This window comes from Synechococcus sp. H55.2 (assembly GCF_047462495.1).
GTDB lineage: Bacteria > Cyanobacteriota > Cyanobacteriia > Thermostichales > Thermostichaceae > Thermostichus.
Window position 1 is genome coordinate 1 of record NZ_JANSJH010000234.1, and the last position, 645, is coordinate 645.

Annotated in this window: 1 pseudogene; it reads left to right on the plus strand. The window is 60.8% G+C overall.

Annotated features, from left to right (window positions below):
• Positions 1 to 301: 301 nt before the first annotated feature.
• Positions 302 to 645 (plus strand): annotated as a pseudogene (locus NW844_RS13095) (RNA-guided endonuclease TnpB family protein); the annotation flags it as partial.

Genomic DNA, 645 nt, shown 5'->3' on the forward strand with positions numbered 1-645 from the left:
GTTGAGCATGGATGCAATCTTCAGCTAGAAACCGCAGGAGCCCCGCCCTGTACCCCCCTCTGTCCACCCGTATACGGGGGGAAGGCGGGCCGGTCAGGGTCGGGAGGAATGCGGACGACGGATAATCGTGACATGACCCAAGTCCTGACTATCTCCTGCAAGCTCAAGGTGTCTGCTTCGCAAGCCGTGAAGCTAGAGGCAACCTTGTCGGCTTTTGCACAAGCACTCCTCGCGCCAGCGGGCCGTAGGCCTTACTGGGTCAACCAAAACACGCCAGAGAAGGTGGTCAACCCAGTCAAGCTTCAATGGACAGCAGTTGAACCGGGTCAGAGATCACTACTCCCGGTTGAGGGCGGCTATGCAACGCAAGGCCAGCAAGGGCACACGCAGCACTCGGCGCAGGTGTCGGCAACTGCTGCAACGGTTGTCTGGCCGGGAGAGACGCTTTCAAACCTGGGTCAATCACTGCATCTCCAAGTCCATTGTTTCCAGGGCACTGGCCACCCACCGTTTTATTGCCTTGGAAGACCTGACCGGGATCCGGGAGCGTGTCAACCAACAGCCGCGCAGCAAGACGGAGCGGCGGCGGGCGAACAGTGAGGCCTACGGCCCGCTAGCGCGAGGGGCGTTCTACCCGTTGCGGCA